General features: G+C 43.2%; 28 protein-coding genes and 1 pseudogene. 20 read left to right on the plus strand and 9 right to left on the minus strand.

The genetic code is table 11. From position 1 onward, the window contains the following. Positions 1-14: 14 nt before the first annotated feature. The 4 genes from ilvA to FJU10_RS06115 all read left to right on the plus strand — a co-directional run bounded on the left by ilvA (position 15) and on the right by FJU10_RS06115 (position 4,307). A complete protein-coding gene (ilvA, locus tag FJU10_RS06100) occupies positions 15-1,262 on the plus strand; it encodes a threonine ammonia-lyase IlvA (RefSeq protein ID WP_081118821.1) in 1,248 nt (415 codons plus the stop codon). A 168-nt stretch (positions 1,263-1,430) separates the two neighbouring features. Then, complete coding sequence (locus FJU10_RS06105) at positions 1,431-2,480, plus strand: hypothetical protein (protein WP_140965401.1); 1,050 nt, start codon at positions 1,431-1,433, stop codon at positions 2,478-2,480. Beyond that, positions 2,481-3,740: a tetratricopeptide repeat protein gene (locus FJU10_RS06110; protein WP_081118782.1), complete on the plus strand. Its 1,260-nt coding sequence runs from the start codon at positions 2,481-2,483 to the stop codon at positions 3,738-3,740. It abuts the gene before it with no gap. A 9-nt stretch (positions 3,741-3,749) separates the two neighbouring features. Beyond that, the gene (locus FJU10_RS06115; protein ID WP_081118781.1) at positions 3,750-4,307 is read left to right on the plus strand and encodes a YpiB family protein; all 558 of its coding nucleotides are present in this window, start codon (positions 3,750-3,752) and stop codon (positions 4,305-4,307) included. Positions 4,308-4,352: 45 nt separating this feature from the next. On the opposite strand, the gene FJU10_RS06120 is transcribed toward FJU10_RS06115, so the two are convergent. Then, positions 4,353-5,258 carry a YitT family protein gene (locus FJU10_RS06120; RefSeq protein ID WP_010749295.1) on the minus strand — a complete coding sequence of 302 codons (906 nt, stop codon included), beginning with the start codon at positions 5,256-5,258 and terminating at the stop codon, positions 4,353-4,355. Positions 5,259-5,394: 136 nt separating this feature from the next. Between FJU10_RS06120 and FJU10_RS06125 the strand changes: the two genes are divergently transcribed. The 4 genes from FJU10_RS06125 (at position 5,395) to FJU10_RS06140 (ending at position 7,848) form a co-directional block, all read left to right on the plus strand. Beyond that, positions 5,395-5,745 carry a nucleotide pyrophosphohydrolase gene (locus tag FJU10_RS06125; protein WP_016621021.1) on the plus strand — a complete coding sequence of 117 codons (351 nt, stop codon included), beginning with the start codon at positions 5,395-5,397 and terminating at the stop codon, positions 5,743-5,745. Then, on the plus strand, positions 5,732-6,946 hold the full coding sequence (locus tag FJU10_RS06130) for a CCA tRNA nucleotidyltransferase (protein ID WP_081118780.1): 1,215 nt from the start codon (positions 5,732-5,734) through the stop codon (positions 6,944-6,946). The genes FJU10_RS06125 and FJU10_RS06130 overlap by 14 nt, the downstream gene beginning before the upstream one ends. A gap of 7 nt (positions 6,947-6,953) precedes the next feature. Beyond that, positions 6,954-7,322, plus strand: a complete 369-nt coding sequence (locus FJU10_RS06135; RefSeq protein WP_077452636.1) for a thioesterase family protein — start codon at positions 6,954-6,956, stop codon at positions 7,320-7,322. A 67-nt stretch (positions 7,323-7,389) separates the two neighbouring features. Beyond that, positions 7,390-7,848: a hypothetical protein gene (locus FJU10_RS06140; protein ID WP_008381061.1), complete on the plus strand. Its 459-nt coding sequence runs from the start codon at positions 7,390-7,392 to the stop codon at positions 7,846-7,848. Positions 7,849-7,881: 33 nt separating this feature from the next. Here FJU10_RS06140 and FJU10_RS06145 read toward each other — a convergent pair whose 3' ends face one another. The 7 genes from FJU10_RS06145 to FJU10_RS06175 all read right to left on the minus strand — a co-directional run bounded on the left by FJU10_RS06145 (position 7,882) and on the right by FJU10_RS06175 (position 12,708). Continuing rightward, positions 7,882-8,157: a hypothetical protein gene (locus tag FJU10_RS06145; protein WP_074933093.1), complete on the minus strand. Its 276-nt coding sequence runs from the start codon at positions 8,155-8,157 to the stop codon at positions 7,882-7,884. Positions 8,158-8,299: 142 nt separating this feature from the next. After that, the gene (locus tag FJU10_RS06150) at positions 8,300-9,694 is read right to left on the minus strand and encodes a Y-family DNA polymerase (RefSeq protein WP_081118779.1); all 1,395 of its coding nucleotides are present in this window, start codon (positions 9,692-9,694) and stop codon (positions 8,300-8,302) included. A gap of 254 nt (positions 9,695-9,948) precedes the next feature. Then, on the minus strand, positions 9,949-10,335 hold the full coding sequence (locus FJU10_RS06155) for a VOC family protein (RefSeq protein ID WP_077452634.1): 387 nt from the start codon (positions 10,333-10,335) through the stop codon (positions 9,949-9,951). Positions 10,336-10,399: 64 nt separating this feature from the next. After that, on the minus strand, positions 10,400-10,810 hold the full coding sequence (gene fosX, locus FJU10_RS06160) for a FosX/FosE/FosI family fosfomycin resistance hydrolase (RefSeq protein WP_081118778.1): 411 nt from the start codon (positions 10,808-10,810) through the stop codon (positions 10,400-10,402). A gap of 70 nt (positions 10,811-10,880) precedes the next feature. Then, complete coding sequence (locus FJU10_RS06165; RefSeq protein WP_074933086.1) at positions 10,881-11,132, minus strand: hypothetical protein; 252 nt, start codon at positions 11,130-11,132, stop codon at positions 10,881-10,883. 329 nt (positions 11,133-11,461) lie between these two features. After that, positions 11,462-11,611: a 50S ribosomal protein L33 gene (gene rpmG / locus FJU10_RS06170; protein WP_005229384.1), complete on the minus strand. Its 150-nt coding sequence runs from the start codon at positions 11,609-11,611 to the stop codon at positions 11,462-11,464. Positions 11,612-11,748: 137 nt separating this feature from the next. After that, a complete protein-coding gene (locus tag FJU10_RS06175) occupies positions 11,749-12,708 on the minus strand; it encodes an ABC transporter substrate-binding protein (RefSeq protein WP_081118777.1) in 960 nt (319 codons plus the stop codon). 202 nt (positions 12,709-12,910) lie between these two features. Here FJU10_RS06175 and FJU10_RS06180 point away from each other — a divergent pair, with 202 nt between their 5' ends. From FJU10_RS06180 to FJU10_RS06220, 9 genes and pseudogenes are all read left to right on the plus strand, one after another. Continuing rightward, complete coding sequence (locus FJU10_RS06180) at positions 12,911-13,702, plus strand: ABC transporter ATP-binding protein (RefSeq protein WP_140965402.1); 792 nt, start codon at positions 12,911-12,913, stop codon at positions 13,700-13,702. Then, positions 13,699-14,679 carry a FecCD family ABC transporter permease gene (locus FJU10_RS06185; protein ID WP_077452629.1) on the plus strand — a complete coding sequence of 327 codons (981 nt, stop codon included), beginning with the start codon at positions 13,699-13,701 and terminating at the stop codon, positions 14,677-14,679. The genes FJU10_RS06180 and FJU10_RS06185 overlap by 4 nt, the downstream gene beginning before the upstream one ends. Before the next feature lie 34 nt (positions 14,680-14,713). After that, a pseudogene (locus FJU10_RS06190) lies at positions 14,714-15,654 on the plus strand (FecCD family ABC transporter permease). Positions 15,655-15,744: 90 nt separating this feature from the next. Then, entirely contained in the window at positions 15,745-16,284 is a 540-nt protein-coding gene (locus tag FJU10_RS06195; RefSeq protein WP_081118774.1) for a 5-formyltetrahydrofolate cyclo-ligase, read from the plus strand. Between the two features lie 12 nt (positions 16,285-16,296). Next, complete coding sequence (locus tag FJU10_RS06200; protein ID WP_005229393.1) at positions 16,297-16,965, plus strand: rhomboid family intramembrane serine protease; 669 nt, start codon at positions 16,297-16,299, stop codon at positions 16,963-16,965. Between the two features lie 30 nt (positions 16,966-16,995). Then, positions 16,996-17,205, plus strand: coding sequence for a YqgQ family protein (locus FJU10_RS06205; RefSeq protein WP_005229394.1), 210 nt, complete (start codon positions 16,996-16,998; stop codon positions 17,203-17,205). Continuing rightward, positions 17,205-18,176 (plus strand): ROK family glucokinase, encoded by a 972-nt coding sequence (locus FJU10_RS06210; protein ID WP_005229395.1) that lies wholly within the window; start codon positions 17,205-17,207, stop codon positions 18,174-18,176. The genes FJU10_RS06205 and FJU10_RS06210 overlap by 1 nt, the downstream gene beginning before the upstream one ends. An 83-nt stretch (positions 18,177-18,259) precedes the next feature. Continuing rightward, complete coding sequence (locus tag FJU10_RS06215) at positions 18,260-18,661, plus strand: rhodanese-like domain-containing protein (RefSeq protein ID WP_016613157.1); 402 nt, start codon at positions 18,260-18,262, stop codon at positions 18,659-18,661. Between the two features lie 151 nt (positions 18,662-18,812). After that, positions 18,813-19,169, plus strand: coding sequence for a DUF488 domain-containing protein (locus tag FJU10_RS06220; RefSeq protein WP_077452625.1), 357 nt, complete (start codon positions 18,813-18,815; stop codon positions 19,167-19,169). A 55-nt stretch (positions 19,170-19,224) separates the two neighbouring features. On the opposite strand, the gene FJU10_RS06225 is transcribed toward FJU10_RS06220, so the two are convergent. Further along, on the minus strand, positions 19,225-19,392 hold the full coding sequence (locus FJU10_RS06225; protein ID WP_017144401.1) for a DUF3042 family protein: 168 nt from the start codon (positions 19,390-19,392) through the stop codon (positions 19,225-19,227). Positions 19,393-19,542: 150 nt separating this feature from the next. On the opposite strand from FJU10_RS06225, the gene FJU10_RS06230 reads away from it, so the two are divergent. From FJU10_RS06230 to galT, 3 genes are read left to right on the plus strand one after another with little or no spacing between them, the layout of a single operon-like run. Continuing rightward, complete coding sequence (locus FJU10_RS06230) at positions 19,543-20,700, plus strand: galactokinase (protein WP_081118773.1); 1,158 nt, start codon at positions 19,543-19,545, stop codon at positions 20,698-20,700. Positions 20,701-20,741: 41 nt separating this feature from the next. Beyond that, complete coding sequence (gene galE, locus FJU10_RS06235; protein WP_081118772.1) at positions 20,742-21,740, plus strand: UDP-glucose 4-epimerase GalE; 999 nt, start codon at positions 20,742-20,744, stop codon at positions 21,738-21,740. Positions 21,741-21,743: 3 nt separating this feature from the next. Then, positions 21,744-23,228 (plus strand): UDP-glucose--hexose-1-phosphate uridylyltransferase, encoded by a 1,485-nt coding sequence (gene galT, locus FJU10_RS06240; protein ID WP_081118771.1) that lies wholly within the window; start codon positions 21,744-21,746, stop codon positions 23,226-23,228. The last annotated feature ends 29 nt before the right edge of the window (positions 23,229-23,257 follow it).

The following is a 23,257-nucleotide window of genomic DNA, read 5'->3' on the forward strand; positions in this document are numbered from 1 at the left end:
GGACGCGTTTGTTGATGACAGTTTCTGCAATCGAACAAGCCTACGAGCGACTGCGGGGAGCAGTTAGTCATACACCGCTGCAATATGATCGCTTTTTATCTGAAAAATACCAAGCGACGGTTTTATTGAAACGAGAGGACTTGCAAAAAGTCCGCTCCTTCAAATTACGAGGTGCCTACTATGCGATCACCCAGGCAGATCCTGTACAGACCAGTCGTGGGGTTGTCTGTGCCAGTGCTGGGAATCATGCCCAAGGCGTTGCTTATACCTGTCAAGAACAGCAGATCCATGCGGTCATTTTCATGCCGACAACGACCCCGCAACAAAAAATCGCGCAAGTCCTCTTTTTCGGCGGTGACTACGTCAAGATCGAATTGGTGGGAGATACCTTTGATGCGGCGGCGCAGGCTGCCAAACAATTTGCCAAAGAAGAACAAATGGCTTTCATTGCTCCTTTTGATGATCCCAATATTATCGCAGGACAAGGAACAGTAGCCGTGGAAATGTTGGCTGATGCTGAAAAGAAACAAGTAACGATCGATTTGGTGGTGGCTGCCATTGGCGGTGGTGGCTTGATCAGCGGAACCGCAGCCTATTTGAAAGAAAAGCAACCGAAGATAAAAGTTGTTGGAGCAGAACCTGTAGGGGCAGCCTCGATGCAAGCAGCCTTTGATCACCAAGGACCAGTGGCTTTAGAGCATATTGAAACCTTTGTGGATGGTGCGGCAGTCAAACAAGTCGGAGCTCAAACCTATGCCCATGCCAAACGCTACGTGGATCAATTGGTAACGGTGGAAGAAGGTGCAATCTGCCAAACGATTTTAGAATTATACAGCAAACAAGCGATCGTCGCTGAACCAGCTGGTGCCTTGAGTGTGGCAGCTTTGGATCTGATCAAAGAGCAAATCAAAGGCAAAACAGTCGTCTGTATTGTGAGTGGCGGCAACAATGATAGTTCCCGCATGGCTGAGATCGAAGAGAAATCACTGATTTATCAAGGATTGAAACATTATTTTATCGTCAACTTCCCGCAACGTCCCGGTGCGTTGAAGGAATTTGTTAGCCATGTATTAGGGCCTGATGATGATATCACGAGGTTTGAATATACGAAAAAAATCAATCGTGGAACAGGACCAGTAATGCTGGGAATCTTGTTGAAACACAAAAAAGATCTACCCGCATTACTGTCACGAATTGAACAGTTTGACCAAAACTATATCAACCTTCAGCAAAATCAATCACTTTACTCGCTTTTGGTTTAGAAAAAAACATGGTTTCCTTTGTAATAACAGGAAATCATGTTTTTTGCTTTTTGGCATAGAAAGATGGGACAAATCGGCGAAAAATACTTCCTAATGGTTAGCGATTTAGTAGGTGTTTCAGCGGCTTCTTGCTATAATAGTAAGTAGTAGCAACAAAGGAGTGAGCCGATGGAAGCTGTTTTTTACAGAAATGAGCAAGAAACTCAGATTTCTTACGGTGAAACACTGGCATCGGTCATGAAAGAACAGTCGATCGAGCCGCAGCAGGTGATCATTTTGACGAATCAGCGTTATTATGACCGCTTTTCAGAAAAAGTAACACGCCTGTTTTTGCCGCGCGAGGTCAATTGGTATATTTGTACCAACCAAATGTATTGCAACAACTTTAGCGAATTTAAGGCCGCAATGGATTTCTTCGGTCGCTTTTCTAAGCAAGAGTCCTTGTTGATCGTCGGATTTGGGAATGAAGGTGTATTGGCACTGAGCAGTTTTATCCATGCGACTTCGGTTCTAACGACAAAGCTTTGGCTGATTCCCGTCTCCTTGCGGGCTTTAGCTAAAAGTGTCAAAGAAACAGCGATCGTTGTGAAAAAGCCAGATATCCCGATGTTGGAAAACCCTAACACACCACAATTTGTTATTTTCGATCAGACGATTGCCGAAAAGCAGATCGATGGGAAACTGGTGGACTTTTTGACCCTGATCCGTGGTGGCGTGCTTTCCGATAGCGATTTTTTAAAAGAGCTTTATCGAACGTATTCCAGTCATCAGGCGTTGATGAGACACTCATTGGCAGCATATACCAATCAGCTGATCCAATTGTATCAGCAGTCGGGCGGCGAATTGGAGGAGTTTGGGCAACTCTTTGCCGATGCTGCTTATCGAACGGAAAATGGTCACTTACTGTCTGATGCGATGAAATTGTTCTTTGGCTTTTTGTTTCATTTTATTTGGACAGTCCAGCAGCAACAGTTGACTGTCGATCTGCCGGTGTTTTGCCAATGGCTTACCCGATTAGGCTTTCCTATCGAATTGCCCGAATCTTTTTCCTTAAGCGAGTATTTCAGCCATGTACTAGAATTGCAGCAAAAAGAAAAAAAACTGTTATTTTTGGCAAAAGTTGGTACAATAGGGGGCAGAACAGAAATCGAGGAAAAAGATCTTGTCCAGACGATGGAGACTTATCAGCGATTAATCAATGAGATTCGAGGGGTCTAGATGGAAACTTATAGTGAAAAAATGTTAAAAGCACTAGCCGCAGAAGAGTTGGCAGAAGCACAATTGAATTTTACCGAAGCACTGCAAAAAGATGATGATGAAACACTCGGCGCTTTGGGCGATGAATTATTGCAGATCGGTTTTTTAGAAGAGGCAAAAACGTTATTTGAAACCCTGCAGCAGCGGCATCCTGAAAATGAAGCTTTGCTGCTTCCTTTAGCAGAAATTGCGATGGAAGAAGACCAGATCGAAACGGCCTTTGCCTATATCGATCAAATACCACCAACGAGTGAAGCGTATCTGCAAGCCTTGTTATTGAGTGCGGATCTCTATCAACTGATCGGTATCCCGGAAGTCAGTGAAGCCAAATTAAAAGAAGCGCAAAGCCTTGTGCCAGAGGAACCCTTGATTCGCTTTGCCTTAGCTGAGTTAGCTTTTTCAACGGATCGCTATCAAGAAGCTGTTGACCTTTATCAAGGATTGTTGGAAGAAGAAATTACGGATATTTCAGGGATCTCAATCGTTGAACGGACCGGGACTTCATTGAGTATGGCAGGTAAGTTTGAAGAGGCGTTAGAATACTTTGAAGCAAGCTTAGAAGACGAACAGACGGATGAGCGTCTCTTTCAAACAGCTTTAGTCTATTTGCAGCTGAAGGAAAATGAACAAGCGATACGCTACTTGCAGCAGTTGCGGGTCATGAATCCCCAATACCGGGCCTTGTATCTCTATTTGGCTGAAGCATTGCAAGAAGAAGAGCAGCTGGAAGAAGCGCAACGTGTGATCGAGGAAGGAATTCATGAAGATCCATATCAAGTAGATTTCTATCATTTTGCTGCCGAGAATGCTTACCGACTTCATGACAGTGAAGCAGCCGAATCATTTTTACTTAAAGCACTGGAAACTGGTGAAAAAGAAGAGGATACCTTGCTGACCTTAAGTAATTTATACTTGAACGAAGAGCGTTGGCAAGAAGCGATCTTGGCGATCGAGCGAATGGAAGACAATGAACAGCCTCACGCTCTATGGAATCTGGCGCAAGCCTTCAATGCGTTAGAAGATTTTGACAAAGCAGCAAAATATTACGAAGCAGCCAATGTTGATTTGCACCATGAACCAGCGTTTATGAAGGAATACGGCATTTTCTTACGTGAAGAAGGACGTTTGTCTGAAGCACTTCATTTGCTGCAACATTATTTGGCACACGAGCCAGGTGATTTAGAAGTACAGTCGATCGTGGAGGACTTATTAGAAAGATAGGTGAGAGAAATGAACGTCAATGTACAAGAAAAGAAAAAGTTTCTTAATTGGTTAGTTTCGACCGTTTCCTTCAGTCGTCGTGAAGTCTCTTGGGTGTTGAACTATCTGGCGAATCATGAAGCGATCTTGACCAATGTTCATTTTGTAGAAGGGGCCGCTGCAGCCAAACGAGGGTTAAGTGTCCGCAGTACGGAAATTGGAGGCGAACCCTTTGTCTTGAGTATCGAGGAACAGACCTTTTATGACATTGATCAGATTTTTCATGAGATTCGCATGAATTGGAAACAACCGTTGTATCTTGAATGTCTCTTCCCAGATTCTTGGTCGCAATCCCTATATTTAGCTGTTCTGGAAGACAATCCCTATGAACGGTGGAACGACCACTTGGATCAAGAAATGACCCAACATGTTACCCAGTACCTTGAAAAAGAAGAAGCAAAAACCAAAATCGATACCTTGTATCGGCAGATCGATCGAGCATTGGAAAACGGGGATCGTGATGCCTTCTTAGAACTTTCCGATGAAGTAAATCGGCACTTGCTCCAGCAAAAAGAAGAAAGCCGTTAACAAGCAAAAAGCAGTCCTTTAATCGGGGCTGCTTTTTTTATGTCATTATTTTGTTTTAGAAACAGCGGTTTTGCGCTGTAAGAACCGCGACTTAGGCCTTAAATAGGTAAAGCCTTCGCCTTCGACTTCATGGACATTGATGACCGAAACAAACGCTTGCGGATCAAAGTCATGAACGATGCGCTTGACTTCAGAAATCTCCCGTCCACTGACCACCATATAAATGATTTGTTTCGATACTCTTGAGTAAGCCCCTTCGCCCTGTAAAAACGTGACACCGCGTTCTAATTCATCCATTAAAACAGGAGCCATCTCTTCGCTGTGATTGCTGATCACTAAGATCCCTTTCGCTGAATAGCCGCCGTCTAGGATCGAATCGATCACACGCGTGAAGACATAAGAAAAAATCAACGTATACATCATGCGGTTCAAATCTATATAGGTCAAAGAAAGCAACAGGACGAACACATCAAAGATCAAAAGCGACCGCCCGATCGTCACCCCAAAGTTTTTCTCTAAAATACGTGCCAATACATCGACGCCACCTGTTGTTCCACCAACTTTGTAGACGATCCCACTACCGATTCCTGCAATCAAACCGGCTAAGAGTGCGACGATCAGTAGATCGTGCTGTAGATCGATCAACAGGGGAACACTCTGCCAAAAGGCCAACCAAAAAGACAAACCAAAGGTTCCTAAAATCGTATACACTAATGAGCGTCGACCAAGAATTTTGCCACCGATCAAAATGATCGGAATATTTAAGATCAACGTACTAATGGCAGGATTGATGCCCCATAAGGCTCGCAGGATCAAGGTAATCCCTGTCACACCGCCTTCTGCTAAATCATTTGGGATATTTAGATAGACTAGACCGAAGCCATAAATACTCGTACCGAAAATAATCAAAACAATGTCGCGAATCGTTCGCCATGAAAAAAATGCCCGCATCCTGTTTCCTCCGTTATTCAACTTCCACAAGTATCAATGTAGCACGAAATCATTGAATGTACAACAAATCCTGAGGGGGCTCTATCTAGGCAGGCAGCCATTCTTTTGGTAAGATAAACGAGAAAGGGTGAAGAAGATGACAGAAAAACGTTCTTTGGCATCGATGCAAGAAGAAGTCGATGCCTATATTCAACAATTTAAAACTGGCTATTTCAGCCCCCTCGCCCAAATGGCTCGTTTGACCGAAGAAGTTGGCGAATTGGCGCGAGAAGTGAATCACTATTACGGGGAAAAAAATAAAAAAAGCGATGAAGTTGAAAAGACCGTGGCAGAAGAACTCGGTGATGTACTCTTTGTGACGATGATCATGGCTAATTCACTAGACATCGACCTGACTGAAGTGTTTGAGGAAAATATGGCAAAATTCAATCAGCGGGATGCGTATCGTTTTGAAAGAAAAGATGGGAAAGTACATGAAGCTGACTAAACTACCAAAAGAATTTGCAGAAGCTGCACCACTCCTAAAAAAAATCGAAGCCGCAGGCTATGAAGCCTACTTCGTTGGCGGCAGCGTGCGGGATACGATCTTAGGCCAGCCGATCCATGATGTCGATATTGCTACCAGTGCATTTCCAGCCGAGATCAAGGCGCTTTTTCCTCGAACCATTGACATTGGTATCGAGCATGGGACGGTGCTGGTCTTGTGGGAGCAGGCGCAATATGAGATTACCACGTTTCGAACCGAAGCCGCCTATCAGGATTATCGTAGACCTGACAAAGTCGATTTTGTCCGTTCCTTGAAAGAAGATCTAAAGCGGCGGGATTTTACCATCAATGCATTGGCACTTCAAGAAGATGGGGTCATCATTGATCTTTTCGATGGACTTGCAGATATCGAAAATCAAATTTTACGAGCAGTGGGTCACCCACAGGAACGGTTTCATGAGGATGCGCTGCGAATGATGCGGGGGCTACGTTTTGTCAGCCAATTAGGCTTTGTTTTGGAAAAAGAAACGTTGGCTGCTATCCATGCGAATCATGCCTTGTTAGGAAAAATCTCTGTTGAACGGATCATGATTGAATTCGTCAAATTACTGTTAGGCAATCATCGTAATCAAGCATTACAGGCTTTCGTAGAAACCGAATGCTATATCTACTGCCCAGGCTTACGGGAATATGGCGAAGCGTTGTTGCGGATGGCAGACTTGCCCGCGATTCCTTTAGAAACCGAAACGGCTGCTTGGGTTTTGCTCATTGACCAAATCGGTTTAGCTCCTGAGGCAGTCCGCAGCTTTTTAAAAGCTTGGAAATGTTCCAATGACTGCATCCGCCAAGTACAAACGGTCTATCAAGCACTGCTAATGCGTCGAAACGGCGAATGGAACGATCTGCTGTTGTATCAGTTCGGTCTCGAAGCGACCTATTTAGCCGAGGGATTATTGCGTTATGACAAGCTGCCCAATGATCCTGCAAAAATCAGTCAGCGGTATCAGCAACTACCGATCCATTCTTTGAAGGAGCTGGCGATCAATGGACGCGATTTGCTGCAGACAGTTGATCGTTCTTCTGGGCCGTGGCTCAAAGAAGTCTTGGCTGCTGCCGAAGCTGCAGTCATCACACGGAAAGTTCCTAATGAGAAAGAAGCACTGTTGGCATTTGCCCAAGCATATTTAGCGAAGGAGGGATAACTGAAGAATGGAAAGTAAAAAAGACTTTCTCGTTGACCTTCAAGACACTGCGGCTGTTATGGGTTCTGGGGGCTTGGCAGTTTTAGCAACCCCTCGACTGGTAGCAATGGTGGAAAACACCTGTTGGGAAGCACTTGAGCCTACTTTAGATAAAGGGTTTACTACCGTGGGTACAAAGTTTTCGATCGATCATTTAAAACCTTCCCCAGTCGGAGCAACAATCACTGTTTTTGTCCAATGGGAAAAAGAACAAGGATTCCAGTTTGATTATCAGGTGACCGATGGGTCTCAACAACTCATTGCCAAAGGGACTCATCAACGAGCGGCGGTGGAAATCTCTCGGTTTATGAAAAAAGTCAACGAAAACCAAAGTTAATTTGTGTCCCAGTAGCGACTATGTGTTAGAATTAAAATGTATTATTAATAAAAAGGAGCGTTTTGTCATGGCTAGAGAAATGAAAGCTTTAAAATTTTATTTCCGTAATGGAGAAACATGGACGATCGAGCGCCGTTACATCGGTGACTTGTGGATCAAACAAATCACGACCAGTTTTGGCCGTATCCACGGAAGTGAATTTGTTGAGATTCATCCATGTGCTGGGTTCAAAATTGAAATCTTCCAAGAAGGCGATCATGTGGCAACACATGACATCAACTTAGGCGGACTTGAATTAGGGATGTTTGCTCGTGCGTTGAAATATGAAGATATTGAACGGATGGAAATTCTTTACCGTAACGGTACACCGGATCTTGTGTATTTCCCATACAAGGACAAAGATACGGAAGGATTGGATAATGTATACCAATCAACAAAAATCAGTGAAAAAACGAAGAGTCTGTATATCGTGATCGACCCAAATCAAACGGTTGATGACGTTTATCAAGAACATTTCGAAGAATAAGAAAAACGCAGAACCAGCTGGTTCTGCGTTTTTTTAGAATGATTCTTGGAACATATCCGTATACTTTTTTAATAAAAGATAATCTTCGGCATATTCATCTTTTAAAACGATCGTATCGCCAAAAAAACTTTTACGAGCATGTTGAATGATCCGATGCTGAATGTCTTTTTCCAGAAGGTAATCGATCTCAGACTGTTTCAGGTTTTGTGCAGCAGTCGCCCGATTCTTTTCTACATATTGCAGCAAATCGTACTCAAGGTGTCCTGCACCATTGATGACTCGTTTGTATTCGATTTTGTCAATTTTCATCTGCTCACACTCCTTGCTATTAAAGTACCTTAGAAAGGAACAAAGGGGGAGATGAATGAATCGAAATTACATAAATCTTTAAAAAATAGACCATTTGTTAATGTTATCTTAAGAATTGTGATCACAAAAGAAAGAAACAAATTTATGTAACTGTCGTTTGCGAACCATTAGCTATCGATTCTTTCTCCGTTTGCTGATGGACAGGTCCTATGTTGGCAATCCCATCTAGACCACCAGCATGACCACCAACTAATTTGCTACGGGCAATGGCACGAGCACCTTCCATCCGGCTTGTGGCGTGAACGATCGAAGTGAAGCCGTATTTTTCACGAATCTTATCGATGATCAAATCTAATTTACGTTGGCGCAACTGCGTTTCTGCTTGCTCAAAAAGATCCAACTGAACATTTTCTGTATAAACCAATTTTGAATAGGTAATACCAATGTGGCGAACGACTTGCCCGGTATAAAATTTTCGAAAGAGAAACAGGCAATGAGCAACAAGCTTGCGGGTATTGTCGGTTGGTGGGATCTTCATTTGCCGGGAAAAACCAGAGGCAGTTTCCCCAAAGGCTACGCCGATGTAAACATTGATACAAGCGGTCTGACAATGATGGCGGCGAATTCGGGCGGCAACTTGCTCCGCCATTTCCTTGATGACGATCTCGATTTCTTCTTGCAAGTAATAATTGCGGTGCAGGACCTGACTGTTGCCATAACTTTTTTCCATGACCTGCGGTGTCGGTTCAGATAAAATCGTGCGATCAATGCCGTGAGCGTGATGGTAGAGCTGCTCACCAATGATCCCCATGCGGCTGCGCAAAAGATCAGGACTGGCATGAGCCAATTGTTCGATCGTTTCAATCCCCATCAAGTGAAGTCGTTTTTCTGTGCGTCGACCGATTCCCCAAAACTCCGTCATAGGGGCGATCTGCCAAACTTTTGTCGGTACATCTTCGTAGGTCCATTCGGCAATCAAGGAACGGTTGTGTTTGGATTCGTTATCCAAAGCCAATTTTGCTAACAAAGGGTTGTCGCCAATACCGATGGTGACATACAATTTCGTTGTTTCGTAAATGTCTTTTTGAATTTGCTGGGCAATCAGCCATCGTTTTTCTTCGCGAGAAATGGTTTTATCGGGAATGAAAAGATCCAGTGTACGGGTCAGATCCATCATCGTTTCGTCAATTGAATAGATCAGTAAGTCGTCTTGTCCAACATATTTGCGAAAGACATTATTGACTTTGGTATTTTCTTTGATATAAAAACTCATACGTGGCGATGCTTTGTATAAATCGGGATGCGTCGGCAGATTGTCATTGCGAGTCACGTTTGAGATTCCTAATGCCGATTTTGCCTTGGGGGAAGCCGCTAAGATTAAGCCATTTCCAGTATTGTCAGAATGAGACATGACGACCAGCATCGCTTGGATAGGGTCTAATCCGCGCGAGATGCATTCGACAGAAGCATAAAAACTTTTAACATCGATAAATAAGATATCGCGTTTTGGCTCGAGCGCATAATTAAAACCACCCATTTTTATCACTCCTTACCGAGATTATACGAACGTTTGTTCTTTTTTGTCAAGCGAACAGGAGCGGATGGGTTAATTTGTTTTTTTATAGAGATATTATTTTCGTTTCTAATTGAGGAGAAACGTTGGTTTATAAGAAATACATTCAATTCAGATTGTCAGAATTCGATTGGACATTAAAACGGGATTTTGTCTTTTTACCCGCCGGAATGATTAAAAAAACAGCCGATCCATTGGATCGACTGTCGCTTTATGGATCAATTTTCGGCAGGTAGCGTTGCAAACAAACTTAAGAGATTGCCGTCTATATCTTTGACGATGGCATAGCGTTGCCCCCAAAAGGCAGACCAGGGTTCTTTGAAAGACTGATACCCGGCAGCTACGACTTTTGCATGAAGGGCATCAACTTCTTCAGGGGAATCACATAAAAAGGCTAATTCAATCGTATCACCCACAGTCATTGGTGGATGTCCGTAGATCCCGGCAACCATTTTGCGACTATTCAAGGAGATGCGAACACCATCATTTGCTAATTCCATATAATCTTCTGAGTGCTGACCTAATGGCGTGAAGCCAAGTACTTGATAAAAAGCCAGTGCCTGTTCCATGTTCTTTGTGATAATACCGACCATATCTAGTTTCATTTTTTTCTTCCTTTCATGTGGGAATTCTTTACATAACAGTCCATGCAGTTGCGAGCAATGAAGATTACTTAATTTCTGTCAGACGGTAATGGTGCAATCGTTCAGCCAACGTACCAGTATGCAGTTCAAACAAATGGTTGTCATCGTCGTAAAAATAAATAGAAGCACCTTCGCCTTTGATACGAGAACGATCTTTTTCAATCTTCAATCCTAGTCCTTGGATGCGCGTAATCAAGGAATCGATTTGAATTGGATCGATTTTAAAGGCAATATGGTTATACGTTTTCGGCAGCTTCTGGGAGGTATCCTCCATAACAGCAAGCCATAAGCCATCGATCAAAAAGAATTTTTCTGGGAAGTAAGAATGAGACTGGTCTCGGCTATCATAAATTTCCTCTGCTTCAAACAATGTTTCCAGCATCGTTGTCGTCTTTGCTAAATTCTGTACGATCAACGTGATATGGGAAATCTCCATCGCATCAACACTCCTTTGTTATGACGAAATAGGGGAAAGAGAAACAATTAGTATCAAAAGAAGCATTATGTTAGTGATTGTGAAATACCAAGAGGAAGAGCAGAACATAAAACAGTGCATCTGTTGCGCAAGGAATAAGTTTCTTCTTGTATTTTGTCCAAAAGAAGACATTTATTAAGAAGAGGACAATCACCGTCGGTAGGCTAAAGGTCCAAGCAGGGTGTTTGATGAAAATGAAAAGCATATTTCCAATAAGAGCAAAAAGAAAAGCACCATAAAACAGACGATAGTTACTAGGTAGATACGTAAAATTGCCAAGCATGGGTTCACCTCCTATAGGCAGTATAGCATGAAAGGGGCGGCTGGTACTCAAAGTATATTGAAAGGACAGCTAGAAGAAAAAGCTGGTTCACGTTCTATGTGCCGCCTTTGTTGAACATTAGTTTCTTTTTTTCATTATACATTAAAAGTTATTTATACGTCGCTTCAAAGAAAAAGTTGGTTCAAAAGTTCAAAGCAAATAAGTGAAAATAGGGGAGTGGTTGTGTAAAGAGGGAAATAAAAATGCAGCAGCTATCATTGCAAAATGTCTGAAAAAAAGAAGTTCGCAAACGCCTTGGTTATCAGCGTTTGCGAACTTCTTAAATAGTATTATTTTGTTTCGCGGTGTAAAGTAACTTTTCTTTCACGTGGGCAATATTTTTTCTTTTCCAAACGATCAGGATTGTTACGTTTGTTTTTGTTTGATAAGTAGTTGCGTTCTTTACAAGAAGTGCACTCTAATGTGATGTTTACGCGCATGATTTTCCCCCCTAACGATACAAGAATCCTCTAAGAAATCTCTCAGACTAAAATATAATAGCATGTTTCGTGAGGGAATGCTAGCTTTTTCCTGAAATTTGTTAAGTAGTTTTACTTGACGAATTTCTTGAAACCCATTAGTCCAATTTGCTCTGGATATCTTCGATCATTTTGGTATAGGCGATCGGACCGTTGTAGAGCCAGCTTGATTCAGGGCCGAATTCCCATAAATGATTGTTTTTGACTGCATCGAGATTTTGCCAGACTTGTTCACTGAAAAAATCAGCGCCTTTATCACTATTCACTAAAATCAAGTAATCGGCATCCAATTCTGCCAGCTTTTCAAGAGAAACTGCAGACCAATCGGCAGTGGCACTTTCACTGATTTCTGAAACTAGTGTGGGAACTTCAAAACCGAGTTCATGATAAAGTAGCTGACCACTTGATTTTGTTTCTGAAACCATAAAGACGGAATTATTGACCACCCATAAAACAGCGATCGACTTGCCTTTGATTTGATCAGCATAAGCTTCTTTGGTAGCAGCGACTAAATCATCATAATCGGCTTCTACTTGGGCAGCTTGCTCTTCTTTGTGTAAGACCTTTGCGATATCTGTCAAGCGTTCACGCCAGGTCACGTCTTCGCCATTTGTGACCACATAAGTTGGCGCGATCTTGCTGTATTGTTCATATTTGTCACCTTCCACCATGGAACTGCTGTCCATCAGTAGCAGGTCTGGTTCAAAGCTCAAGACATCTTCATAGGGCAGATCATAATTGATTCTTGGCACATCTGCTAGTTTGTCTTGCAAGTATGCTTGATCACTGTCATTGCCGACGGTCCATTGAGCAACCGGTGTTACCCCTAAAGCAACCAAATAATCTTCCAAATAACTACCGATCACCCGTTGTGGGTTTTCGGGAACAGTGACTTCATTTCCCATCGCATCGGTAAAGGTTGTTGCTATTTCTGAAGAAGTAGTGGCTGATCCACTGCTATCCGTTGAGTCATTATTCGTGCCGCAAGCACCCAGTAGGGTAAGGGAGCAGGCAGCTAGTAGGGTAAGCCAAGTACTTCTTTTTGACCATTGTTTCATAAAAACACTTCCTCCTTTGTTACATGTTGAGCACTTATTGCTTTAATTGAGAATAGTTCTCATTTGCTGATAGCTATTATCACGAAGAATCCCTCGTTTGTCAATCATATTTTTTTATTTCCTTTTTTTAGAACTATTGACGAATAGCAGGATTACATTCATAATTGATAAGCATTATCAATCAATTATTTTGGGGACGAATATGGCGAAATTACGAACAGTTGACTTGAGTGTCGGCTATCAAAAACAAAAAATTGTGCAAAATCTAACAATCGAGATACCAGAAGGAAAAATCATCGGGTTGATTGGTCCGAATGGCAGTGGAAAATCGACATTTTTAAAGGCACTCGCCCGAATTTTACAGCCTTTGTCTGGTGAGGTCCTATTAGATACCCAAAACCTACAGAACATTAAAACCAAAGAAGTGGCTAAAAAGATTGCGCTGCTTTCTCAAGTTAGCGACTCATCGATTGGCTTGACGATTCGCGAAATCGTTTCTTACGGTCGTTTTCCCTATCAAAAAGGACTGAATAGTCTATCGGAACAAGATCTTGCAGCGATTGACTGGTCCTTGCAGGCAACGGGTTTGACGCCACTGGCAGATGAAACGATCAGTACGCTGTCAGGGGGACAAAAACAGCGCGTATGGATTGCCATGGCACTGGCGCAAGATACGGATATCGTGATTTTAGATGAACCAACGACTTTTTTAGATCCTGCGCATCAATTAGAAATTTTGCTCTTATTACAGCAAATCAATAAAACCTACGGAAAAACGATCATTATGTCGATTCATGACCTGAATCATGCGTCACGTTTTTCTGATTATATTTACGCATTAAAAGGTGGAGAGCTTTTGGTTTCCGGTACACCGGAAACAGTGCTGACCAAAGAATGGCTGCAACGTTTGTTTGAAATCGATGCCGTGTTAAGTACCTTTCCTAATAGTACAAAGCCGTTGGTCTTGACCTATGAGTTAGGAGCCCAAGCATGAAAAAATTTCCTTGGTTGCTGCTGCTTTTTAGCGGCTGCTTTATTATCTGTTTCTTTTTAGCGATCACTCAAGGAGCGGCCAACCTTTCTTTTGAAACGATTGGGGATGCTGTCTTTGCTTTTGATTATGAGAATCAGCTGCATCAAGTCTTGCGCAATATTCGGTTGCCGCGTGTTTTGGCTGCTTTTCTAGTAGGAAGCTGTTTTGCTGTTACAGGAGCCATCATGCAGGGGATTACGAGAAATCCCTTGGCAGACGGTGGTCTTTTAGGTGTCAATAGTGGGGCTGCCTTGGGACTAGCGATCGCATTTATCCTCTTTCCTAGTGTGCAACCGAGTCAAGCGGCGCTGTTTTCCTTTTTTGGTGCGTTTGCGGCAACTGGGCTGCTTTTTTTACTGACCAGATACGCCAAACTAGGCATGTCGCCCACGGGACTGATTTTGGCTGGTGTGGCATTAAGTTCTTTTTTCTCAGCCATTAGTCAAACTCTGTCATTGCAATTTGATTTAAACCAAGAGCTAGCCTTTTGGTTTATCGGTGGTGCGGCGAATGTGACTTGGCAACAGCTGCGTTTTGTGGGACCCATCTATCTGATAGCCATCGTTTTTGTGCTACGTCTAGGAAAAGCCCTCAATCTGTTAGCGCTAGGAGATGACACCGTTATTTCATTAGGGAAGTACCCGCATCTGATTCGGGCATCTGCCTTACTGTTAGTCGTAGTTTTGGCGGGAATGGCGGTTTCGCTTGTTGGACCGGTCAGTTTTGTCGGCTTAATGGTTCCTCATGTCGTGCGAGGAATGGTGGGTAAAAACTATCAACTGATTTTGCCTTTGACGATCATCGGAGGCGGGACTCTAGTGATGGCCGCTGATCTGGCAGGTCGCTTGATCAATCCCCCTTTTGAGACGCCATTTGGGATACTGATGGCGTTGATCGGTGTGCCTTTTCTATTGGTCAAGATACGGAGGGAAGACTGATGAAAAAACACTCTTTGTTTTTTTTCTACTGGTGATGGCCGCTTTTTTAGGAAGTGTCATGGTAGGAAAAACAATCCTAACCTTTCAAACATTAGGCGCAATCTTTCAAGGAACGGCGTCTTCAAGTCAAGTACTGACGTTTACTGAGTTTCGACTGCCACGGGCTTGTCTGGCATTGATCGCCGGCGTGCCTTTGGTTTTTCTGGGTTTGTCTTGCAAGGGGTGACGAGAAATGAGCTGGCTGATGCAAGTATCGTAGGAATCAACAATGGCGCGGGTCTCTTTGTAATGATCTACTTAGGGTTTTATACCCAAGGATCGCAGCTCTTGCCTTTTGTTGGGATCGTCGGTGGTTTATTAGCTGCATTACTGGTCTATTTGATTGCCTATAAGCACCACCAATTGTTGTCGATGGAGCGAGTGCTGCTGGCGGGAATCGCTGTCAATGCAGGGTTGGCGGCGGCTACCTTACTTTTTACGGTGGAATTATCAAAAGATCGCTATCGCTTTGTAGCAGCATGGCTTTCAGGTTCGATTTGGGGAACTTCTTGGCAGCAAATCACCAGTCTGCTTCCTTGGGTCATCGTATTGTCTGCCGCAGCGTTCTGGACCGTACCAAGGCTTAATTTACTTGGCTTTGGCGAGGAGCAGGCAATTAGCTTAGGGGTTTCTTTGACCCGTTTGCGGACGTGGTTTTTAGTGATCGCGGTTGGTTTGGCTGCCAGTACGGTTGGCTATACCGGTAATTTAGCCTTTGTTGGCTTATTAGCGCCTCATATCGCCAAGGGGCTCATCGGCAGAGAATCTCGCAGTGCCTTTTTCTTAGCCGGAATGATCGGCAGTCTGCTAGTCTTAGTCAGTGATACGATCGGCCGTTTACTATTGACAAGCGGTGAGATCCCAGCTGGTATCATCATTTCTATCGTAGGGGCACCGTACTTCGTCTACTTACTGATCCGACGCAAGGGGCGATAAGCAAAAAGTCATGATCATGCCAAGAAATCTGCGATTCTAGTTTGCTATTTGGACACAGTTTTTGGTACTATTTCTGAGAGGAGTGATCCAATGGAAAAACCAGTCATTAGAGAGCACATGATCCAAACATTAAAAAAAATGCCGATCAAGCAAAAGCAGCAGAAAGAAACGGTGATTTTGCAGTTGCTGTTTTCTTCTCAGATTTGGCAAACGGCTGAGTCAGTAGGTGTGATCCGTTCGTTGCCATTTGAATTTGATACAGCGGCTATTTTTGCTAAAGGATTTGAACAAAACAAACGAATCGCAGTGCCGAAAGCACAACAAAAAAAATTGCAGTTTTATCATGTGGAGCCGGCAACGCGTTATGAAACGTCGGCATTTGGGGTTGAAGAGCCGATCAGTGAGCAAGAAGCCCATCACTTGGATTTGCTGATTGTTCCCGGTTTGGCTTTTTCGAAAACAGGCTATCGCATCGGCTTTGGCGGTGGCTATTTTGATCGTTTCTTATCAGCTTTTGATGGCAAGACCGTTTCTTTGGTTTTCGGAGAACAATTCAACGATCAATGGACACCAGATGTATTCGACATCCCAATCGATAAAATCTATACGGATTCGCTTATTCGCACGTAAAGGAGCACGTCAATGAATTCTCAAATGAAAAGATGGCTGAATCAGCCGGTCTTCACGTATCTGTTTTTAGCTATCCAAACAATTGTGTTTATCTTAGGTTATTTTAGTCCCTCTATTCAATCAGGCGGGGTGATGTTTGGTCCGTTTGTCGTCTATTTAAATGAATATTGGCGTTTCGTTACCCCAATTTTTCTACATTTCGGGTTGGCACATTTTGCGATCAACTCTGTGATTCTCTATTATATGGGGCAGCAAGTAGAAGCCATCTATGGTCATAGCCGCTTTTTTGCCTTGTATTTACTAAGCGGCATCATGGGCAATACCATGAGTTTCGCATTCAACCAAATAGGGGTTCAATCAGCAGGCGCTAGTACTTCTTTATTTGGACTTTTTGGGGCATTTTTGATCTTAGGTTGGCATTTTAGAAATGATTATCGCATCCAAGCAATGGTACGGCAATTTGCCTTATTCGTTGGATTGAACCTAGTTTTTGGGGTGTTTGATCAAACGATCGATATGTGGGGACACATTGGGGGGATCCTCGGTGGGTTATTGTTAGGGAATCTTTTGGCATTGCCAAAGAACTACGGAAAATATTCGATCCACACCAGAATCCTTTCTGGCGTACTCTTTGTTTTCTTATTGGCTATTTTTGTGATATATGGTTTTAAAAAATATTAATTACTTGTATAATAAGCAGGAAGTGGTTAAATGGAAACGTTATATGACGTACAACAATTACTGAAACAATTTGGTGTTTACGTATATGTCGGCAAGCGGATCTACGATATAGAACTGATGCAAATCGAGCTGAAGAACTTTTATGACAGTCGCTTGATAGATCGGGATGTATATCTGACTGCCCGGCGAATTCTTACGCGGGAGCATCGAATTGAAGAAAGCCGGGAGGAAAACAAGTGATGGACAAAAAAATCATCGGAATTGATTTAGGCGGAACAACTGTGAAATTCGCTATTTTAACGAGCGAAGGCGAGATTCAGCAAAAATGGAGTATTGACACCAATATTCTTGATGAAGGCTCACATATCGTGCCAGAAATCGTGGCATCGATCAATCATCGCCTAGAATTATATGGTTTACAGCCAGAAGCATTTATCGGTATTGGTATGGGGACACCAGGAAGTGTCGATCGTGACAAAGGAACCGTCATCGGTGCCTACAATCTGAACTGGAAAACACTTCAGCCAGTCAAAGAACTGATTGAAAAAGGCACAAAAATCCCATTTGCCATCGATAACGATGCCAATGTAGCAGCTTTAGGTGAGCGTTGGAAAGGGGCAGGGGATAACAATCCTGATGTCATCTTTATCACACTAGGTACAGGTGTTGGCGGCGGTATCATCATGGAAGGGCAATTGCTTCATGGGGTTGCTGGTTGTGCTGGAGAAATCGGTCATATCACTGTTGATCCTGAAGGGTTTGAATGTACTTGCGGCAAACGTGGTTGTTTAGAAACGGTTTCTAGTGCGACGGGTGTTGTGCGAGTTGCTCGACAGCTAGCAGAAGAATATGCTGGCGACTCGGCATTGAAACAACAGCTGGACAATGGGGAAGATGTTTCAAGTAAAGATATTTTTGAAGCGGCTCAAGCAAACGATCCATTTGGCTTGATGGTCGTTGATAAAGTGTGCTTCTACCTTGGGTTGGCATGCGGAAACCTAGGAAACACATTAAATCCATCAAGTATCGTTTTAGGTGGAGGCGTATCAGCAGCCGGTGAATTTTTACGTGAACGGGTTGCTGCCTACTTTGCTCAGTTTACCTTCCCACAGGTAACGGAAAGTACCGAAATCAAATTGGCAGAACTTGGGAATGACGCCGGTGTGATCGGGGCAGCATCATTAGCTTTGCAATTTGCAGCAAAAGCATAGATGACAAGCTGCTAGGCAATGATACATTCAAGCAGCATACATCAAAAAAAGAATGATTGTTACAACAGAGAGGAATAGAAGAAATGACACCAATTATGTGGCTAAACTTGGTTTTGGCATTAATTATCTTAGCAATCGCTTTGAACTGGGCGTATTTTCAAATCATGGGACGCCGTTCAGCAACGATCATCTCAGAAGATGAATTCAAAGCAGGAATGAAGAAAGCCCAAGTGATCGATGTTCGGGAAAAAAATGAGTTTGACAGTGGACATATTTTAGGGGCGCGTAATATTCCCTTTACTGTTTTGACGAATTCCTTCAGCGCATTTCGTAAAGATCAACCGATCTACTTATATGACACGCGTAAATCGTTGAGCATTCGGGCAGCAAATAAATTACGCAAAGAAGGCTTTACCAACGTCTATATCCTAAAAGAAGGGTATGAAGGCTGGAGCGGCAAGACGAAAAAGAAAAATAGTTTATAAAACAGAGAACTCAAGGCAAAAGAACACAAGCAAATTTGAATGAGCGACGAAACACCAAACGGAGTGTTTCAAGTAAGTCATTGTTCAAGTTACATTGTGGGCTTTTGCCTTTATTTATAGAACTTAGGTCTATCAGTAAGGAGAGTGTGCATTGATCAAGCGAAAAAGAATTTATGAAGCGGCGGAAACGACAGATGGCTATCGGGTATTGGTGGATCGCATCTGGCCCAGAGGAATGAAAAAGGAGACAGCACAGATCGATCTATGGCTTAAAGCAGTCGCACCAAGTACTGAATTGCGCAAATGGTTTGGGCATGATCCTGAACGTTTTGATGCGTTTAAAGACCGCTATCTACAAGAATTAGAGAAAACGCCAGCCAAAGATGCCTTGGCACAGTTAAAAACGTTGGTTGCTGAACAAGAGACCGTGACCTTACTATACGGAGCGAAAAATGAAGAACAAAATCAAGCCGTGATTTTGCAGGACTTACTGGAGAAGGAAGAATGATACCTAAAAGAGCCGCCAGCCTATTGAAGGCTGACGGCTCTTTTGTAGCAAATGATTAACGGGCAACGCTTTTACGCATCGCACGTTTCCGTTTTTCATCATGATCCGCTTGTTGTTCATCAATTGGATCAATCACTTGTTTCTTGACCGTCATAACAACACTTGCAGCTGCAGCAACCGTTGCGACTGTTCCTACTAAAAATCCTGAAAGAAATCGTTTCATCATTAAACACCTCGCCTTTAGTTATAGGTTCATTATGAATGAAAACGGAAAAAATATCAAAAAAAATCACTTTTGGGATTGAAAACGCTTGAAATGATTTAGTAAATATTTTACAATAAGTTTACTAAAAAGAAAGTAGGAGTGAGAAAAATGGAGCAATTGCAACAGATCTTTATTGATAAATTTGGAACAGCAGGCACAGGCATGTATTTTGCGCCAGGGAGAATCAACTTGATCGGTGAACACACAGATTACAATGGCGGTTATGTTTTCCCGGCGGCAATCACATTAGGGACGTATGCAGTAGCACGAGAACGTGAAGACCAGTTGATCCAACTCTATTCAGAAAACTTTCCAGAAAAAGGCGTAATTTCCTTTTCGTTAGATGAGCTGGATTACCGAAAAGAAGATGATTGGACAAACTATCCAAAAGGGGTCGTTCGTTTCCTAAAAGAAGCGGGGCAAGGGATCGATCGTGGCTTTGACATCGCTTTTTATGGCAACATTCCCAATGGCGCAGGTCTTTCTTCCTCTGCATCGATTGAATTGCTGACGGGGGTTTGTCTAAAAGATCTCTTTGATTTAACCCTGACGACCTTGGACTTAGTTAAAATCGGCAAAAAAGTCGAAAATGAGTTTATTGGCGTTAACTCAGGGATCATGGATCAATTTGCGATCGGAATGGGTCAAAAAGACCATGCATTGCTTTTAGATACGAACACTTTAAATTATGAAGTCGTACCAGCGGCATTTGGCGATTATGTCGTAGCGATCATGAATACCAATAAGCGCCGCGAATTGGCTGATTCTAAATACAATGAACGACGTGCAGAATGTGAAGAAGCATTAGCTCGTTTGCAAAAATCATTAGCCATTGATTCATTGGGCGCATTAGACGAAGCAACCTTTTTTGCAAATACAGCATTGATCGATGATCCACTCTTGATCAAACGGGCGAAACATGCAGTGACGGAAAACCAACGGACATTAAAAGCAAAAGCCGCTTTGACTGCTGGTGATCTTGAAGAATTCGGCCAATTGTTAAATGCCTCCCATGCTTCATTGCGGGATGATTATGAAGTGACAGGGCGTGAACTAGATACATTAGTCGCAGCTGCTCAAGCGCATCCTGCTGTTTTAGGTGCGCGGATGACTGGTGCGGGCTTTGGCGGCTGCGGGATCGCATTGGTCAAAGCAAGTGAATGGGCTGATTTTGAAGCGTCCGTCAAAGCAACCTATTTAGCAGAAATCGGCTACGCAACCGACATTTATCAAGCAAGTATTGATGATGGTGCACGAAAACTGTAGAATAAGAAACGATGAAGGAATGAAGAAAGAAGGCTGAAAATATGGCGATTTTAGTATTAGGAGGAGCCGGCTATATCGGTTCTCATGCAGTCGATCAATTGATCGGACAAGGAAAACAAGTCGTTGTCGTTGACAATTTGCTGACAGGACATCGCCAAGCGATCCATCCAGCAGCAACCTTTTATGAAGGAGATATTCGCGACAAAGCATTTTTACAATCGGTATTTGAAAAAGAAACGATCGATGGCGTGATTCACTTTGCTGCCAGCTCTTTGGTGGGAGAATCCGTAGAAAAACCATTGAAGTATTTCAACAATAATGTGTATGGGATGCAGGTCCTCTTAGAAGTGATGAAGGAACATCAAGTGAAACATATCGTCTTTTCCTCTACAGCAGCAACTTATGGGGAACCTGACCATAGTCCAATCACGGAAGAAACCCCAACAAATCCTAAAAATCCATATGGCGAAAGCAAGTTGATCATGGAAAAAATGATGCGTTGGTGCGATGAAGCCTATGGAATGAAGTATGTCGCATTGCGTTATTTCAATGTGGCTGGCGCGAAGTCGGATGCTTCGATCGGTGAAGACCATGATCCAGAAACACACTTAGTACCGATCATCTTGCAAGCTGCTTTAGGACAACGTAAAGAGGTAGCGATTTTTGGGGAGGATTACGATACTCCAGATGGTACTTGTGTCCGCGATTATGTTCATGTCGAAGATCTGATCGCTGCTCACCTGTTGGCATTAGAGTATTTACAAAAAGGCAATGAGAGCAATGTCTTCAATCTAGGCAGCAATCATGGGTACTCTGTGAAAGAAATGGTGGAAGCTGCCCGCAATGTAACGAAAAAAGAGATCCCAGCCAGAGTGGCGCCGCGCCGTGCCGGTGATCCAAGTACCTTAGTGGCATCGAGTGAAAAAGCACGAAAGGTTTTAGGCTGGAAACCAGTCTATACCGACGTCGAAGCAATCATCGAAACTGCTTGGAATTGGCATGTCAGCCATCCAAATGGGTATCAAGGGCAGGAGGAATAACCAATGACGATCAGCCAAACAATCAGCGATTTCGTCACTTTAGCAATCAAGGCTGGCGGCTGGATGGAAATGGATCGTATTTATTTGCAAAACCGAGTACTAGCCATGATCGGGGAAGCTGTTTTTAAGCCCAGCGAAATTCGTTCTGTTGCTCGTTCCTCGATTGAATTGATGGACGAACTAGTGGCATGCGCTTTGAGCAATCAGCAAATTGGTGATTCTCAAGCAGAAAGAGAAATCTTTGAAGCCCAGTTGATGGACTTTTTGACGCCACCACCTTCAGTAGTCAATGCTTTTTTTGCGCAGCATTATGCCAATGATCCTAAAGAAGCGACGGATTATTTCTTTGAGCTGTGCCGTCAAAATGATTACATCAAGACCCGGGCCATCGCTAAAAATATCGTCTTTCCTGTTGATACGGAGTATGGGGAGATCGAGATCACGATCAATTTGTCAAAACCTGAAAAAGATCCCAAGCAAATTGCCCAAGAAGGTGCCGCTGCTTCTGTAGATTATCCGAAATGTATGTTGTGTTTGGAAAATGAAGGCTACCAAGGACGAGTCAATTATCCAGCACGGACCAACCATCGGATCATTCGCATGAATTTGGATAATGAAGCATGGGGCTTTCAATATTCTCCATACGCCTATTACAATGAGCATTCGATTTTTCTCTCTTTAGATCATCGTCCTATGAAAATCAATTTGCAAACCTTTGCTCGCTTGTTGCAGATCATTGAAGTGATGCCGCATTATTTTGTCGGGTCCAATGCCGATCTGCCGATCGTTGGTGGTTCGATCTTGTCTCATGACCATTATCAAGGAGGACGGCACACGTTTGCCATGGCAAAAGCGCCGATCGAGCAACGCTTTTCTTTGACTGGTTTTCCTGATGTCGCTGCGGGGATCGTGAAGTGGCCAATGTCGGTGATACGACTACAAGCGAAAAACAAACAAAAATTAGCCGCCGCTTGCCAATATGTGTTAGCACAATGGCAACAGTACTCAGATCCAAGTGTTTCGATCAATGCCTTTTCAGAAGATGGAACGCCTCATCATACGGTGACACCGATCGCACGCAAGCAAGGAGAGCTGTTTGAAATGGACTTAGTCTTGCGGGATAATAATGTTTCCGAAGAACATCCTGACGGCATTTTTCATCCGCATCAAGAAGTGCAGCATATCAAAAAAGAAAATATCGGATTGATTGAAGTCATGGGCTTGGCAGTTCTCCCACCGCGTTTAGCTCCGGAACTAGAAGAAGTGACTGCTTATCTATTGGATCAGCCCAATCAGATCGCGGCATACCATATTCCTTGGGCAGATGCGATCAAAGCCCAGTACCCAGAATGCAATGCCGAAAACGTGTCGCAGATTTTACGTCATGCATTAGGGGAAGTCTTTACACAAGTATTGACGCATGCAGGCGTCTTCAAACGAGACCAGACAGGACAAGCGGCCTTTGCTCGCTTTATAGCTACTTTATAAAAAAGTTCCCCGCAAAAAAAGGAGGCTGG

This window comes from Enterococcus sp. OL5 (assembly GCF_006491895.1).
Classification (GTDB): Bacteria; Bacillota; Bacilli; order Lactobacillales; family Enterococcaceae; genus Enterococcus_D; species Enterococcus_D innesii.